This is a genomic window from Methylophaga sp. UBA5088 (assembly GCF_002414625.1).
Classification (GTDB): domain Bacteria; phylum Pseudomonadota; class Gammaproteobacteria; order Nitrosococcales; family Methylophagaceae; genus Methylophaga; species Methylophaga marina.
On record NZ_DIAC01000034.1, the window covers coordinates 2,917 to 6,348 of the forward strand.

The following is a 3,432-nucleotide window of genomic DNA, read 5'->3' on the forward strand; positions in this document are numbered from 1 at the left end:
TCAGCCTAACTCACCGCCTTCCAAAGCATTTTGACCATCAGAATATCCCGCAGCGACTTGAGCAAAATCACCGCCTTCGTTCAATAATGCTTGAACTTTCTCTAACTTCTCCTGGGCTGACTGAACTTCTTCAGGTGAAGCGGCTTCGGGCATACTAATGAGAATATGTTGCAGCTCATACTGAACTTGGCCACCCTCTTGCACTTTTTGTGTAGCAAGAAAATTATCGACTTCACGATCGGAAACCACAACGCGGTCTTCGACCTGGCTCTTACGTAATCTTGAAATGATCATTTCATCGCGGATCGTTTCTCTGAATACGCTAAAGTCATAACCATCTTCTTCTAACACATCTCTGAACTGTCTCAATGTCAGTTGATTGTTATCCGCGATCTGCTTGAGGGCAGCATTAAGAGCATCATCCCCGACTCGAATCCCCACTTTATCTGCTTCTTGTATTTGCAGACGTTGCATGATTAATCTTTCAAGCACTTGCTTACGTAGAACATCACTGGGTGGCATTGCAGCATCACGCTGACGGATCTGTTGACGAACCGTTTGCTCCATATCCTGCAAGTCACTTTCAAGAATGACTTCATCATTGACAACTGCAACAATCCTATCCAGAGATTGAGCCCAAACATTGGTTGCCAGCAATAAACCGACAATCAGATACTTAATCATTAAACTCTATTACTCCAAAATTTATTTTTTAATTGGTTTCGTATAAGTCAGAAATGAATCGACTTGCGAATGGCTCAAGGAGTTCATTCTGCTTCGAAGCCACGAATACTGCGTTCTAGTAAGCTATCAGATTTTTGACCGAAACTACCTAAGCCTTTTAATTCTATTTGTAGGTAAATCGCTGTATTGCGCTCTTGATCGGAAACATCGTTCACATAATCACGCATAACTAGGCGTGTTGCCCAGCAGCAACTGTCATATTGTAAGCCAGCAATTTTTTCCAACGTTTCACCTTGATCGATAGCATGATACCAACGACCAAAGAATTTCCAACGTTCTGATAATGGAATCTGCGTGGAAATATCAATTTGTTCCAATGACTCTTCAATACCATTATTCGGTGTTGGGTCATCACGACGGTAACGATGAGAAATATTGAAAATACCACCGCTATCATTTTTATAACGCAATCCTACTGATGACATATTCGACTTCAAGCCGCTTGGGTCCCATTGAAATTCACTATTAAATGACCACTCATCGCCAATGTAGGCCACAGCCTCTGCCACCATATCTGAGGTAGAATCTCGTTCAGCAATTGTGCCATCTAACATGACACGCTGATCAGTGAAATATCGAATCTGACCAACCGTTAATCTCAAGTTCTCTTTACCTGACTCTTCATCAATAATTCGACTGGTGACAGCCAGAGTTAACTGATTGGCATCACCAATTCTATCTCGACCAATAAAACGGTTGTGGGAAAATAGGCGTAGTGAGTTGAACGTAGTCAAACTGGTATCAAAGTCAGGAATATCAGTTTGATCCCGCTCAGGCACATACAAATAAAATGCGCGAGGTTCCAGTGTTTGGATGTAATTATCACCCCACGCTGTCATTTCACGGTCAAAAAACAAGCCTGTATCAAAGCTGGCTATCGGTAAAGTTCTTGTCGCACTATCATCGTAGGTATTGGTATTGTCGTTTTTCAGACTGTATTGCGTATGGTTTAAGGCTAACCTTGGCGTAGCAAAGAATGCGGCCGTGCCCATAGGCATGCTGATTGCTGGTTCGATGTTAATGCGCTGACCATCCACTTTTTCATTGTGATCAAATTCAACGTATTCACTGTCTAACTCATATGTCAGACCTAATGCCTGATCGGGTAAATAACCTTTCAAAACCAGCTGTGGTAAGCGTTTATATTGCTCTTCCACATCATCTCCCAAGGTCTGGTAACCCTGCGCTCTGGCGGTAAAGCTCCATATATCACCGCTATAGCCTGTTTCCACATTTCTATTTAAATAGGTGCGGCTGGAGAGGCTCAGCCCTGAGCCAAAGTCTTCAAAATATTCGTCATCAGAGACATAGTTGTAATCAACGATTGCTCGCCAACGGTTATCGAAATAACTTCTGTGCTGCCATGAAAATAGTTTTCTATCTTCCTGGTAGTGTGGGTTGATATCTTCACCATTGGTTTGCAAATCATCTGAATTCAGGTAGGTTGCTTCAACTTCACCCTCTCCTGACTCAAATAAGTATCGGAACTGTCCACCCAGCATCAAGCCTCGATCAGACATATAACGTGGTGTCAGCGTGGCATCCATATTCGGTGCTATATTCCAGTAATACGGTGTAAGAACATCAAAGCCGGTTTTATCACTACTACCAACAGAAGGAATCAAAAAGCCTGATTTTCGTTGATCATTTAAAGGAAAGTTGATGTAAGGGGTATAAAAAACAGGCCATCCGCCCATCCTGACCACAACATTTTTTGCTTCACCCACAGCCGTTTCATGATCTAAATGGACGGTATCCGCTTTCAATTGCCAAGCATCACTGCCTTCAGGACATGTTGTATAAGTGGCATCATCAAGATCTGTGGTTTTCTGACCTTTTCTTAATATATGCGCTGCTTCACCTCGAGCATGCATTTGACGGATGTGATATTGCGCATTCAGCATCTGCCCTTGAACATTTGCTACAGACCATTCGGCCTGCTCGGACTCAATCACCATTTCACTATCACGAACACTGACATTGCCACTCGCTCTTACATCGCCACTGTTGCGGTTGTAGGTCGCTCTTTCAGCACTCAGTAATTGGTTATCACGAAGAATATCAACGTTACCAGAAAATACAGAGGTGCCATTCTGTAACAGTTGTACTTTGTTAGCTTTTACGTCGACGGGCGATTCATTCTCGGAAGCTGCTTCAGTAGGAATGGGTAAAAATTGATCTTCATAACCAAAGTGACAAGTTAATCCTTGCTCTTGTTGCGCAGATGCGACGCCAGCTGATAAGGATAGTAACAAGGTTGATAATAGCTTCTTTTTGCGCATGTTCATCCTCAAGCTGCAGCTTTAGCCATGATCGACATCCTGACCTAGTGATAAATAACCCACAATTTATCGCATATTAATGATGAATCGGCAAATTGTAGCGTGATGTGGATTAAGCAAAAATGACTTTATCTAAACAAGCTCAAGTACTTAGTCTAATACTGACCTTATTGCCTTAAACCCGGTTCAAGATAGATTCCGTTTATATCGCAGTGAGATTGAAATTAATTTGTCATGAAATGTTGACAGCATCCAACTCAGTCCCTATGATATGCGCTTCCTTTCGGGGCTATAGCTCAGCTGGGAGAGCGCTTGCATGGCATGCAAGAGGTCGGCGGTTCGATCCCGCCTAGCTCCACCAAAAACCGAAAGAAAAAGTTTTAGGTCCCCTTCGTCTAGAGGCCTA

At 42.9% G+C, this 3,432-nt stretch carries 2 protein-coding genes and 1 tRNA gene; 1 reads left to right on the forward strand and 2 read right to left on the reverse strand.

Annotation, left to right across the window (positions count from 1 at the left end):
• A complete protein-coding gene (locus tag B4K20_RS04810) occupies positions 1 to 684 on the reverse strand; it encodes a SurA N-terminal domain-containing protein (protein ID WP_289282068.1) in 684 nt (227 codons plus the stop codon).
• Positions 685 to 767: 83 nt separating this feature from the next.
• Positions 768 to 3,026 carry an LPS-assembly protein LptD gene (locus B4K20_RS04815; RefSeq protein WP_289282069.1) on the reverse strand — a complete coding sequence of 753 codons (2,259 nt, stop codon included), beginning with the start codon at positions 3,024 to 3,026 and terminating at the stop codon, positions 768 to 770.
• A gap of 285 nt (positions 3,027 to 3,311) precedes the next feature.
• Here B4K20_RS04815 and B4K20_RS04820 point away from each other — a divergent pair.
• Positions 3,312 to 3,387 (forward strand) — tRNA-Ala (locus tag B4K20_RS04820).
• Positions 3,388 to 3,432: the final 45 nt, after the last annotated feature.

Excerpts from the sequence above, each read along its gene's own strand:
- B4K20_RS04810 (WP_289282068.1), bottom strand. The coding sequence starts at position 684 with ATGATTAAGTATCTGATTGTCGGTTTATTGCTGGCAACCAATGTTTGG.
- B4K20_RS04815 (WP_289282069.1), bottom strand. The coding sequence starts at position 3,026 with ATGCGCAAAAAGAAGCTATTATCAACCTTGTTACTATCCTTATCAGCT.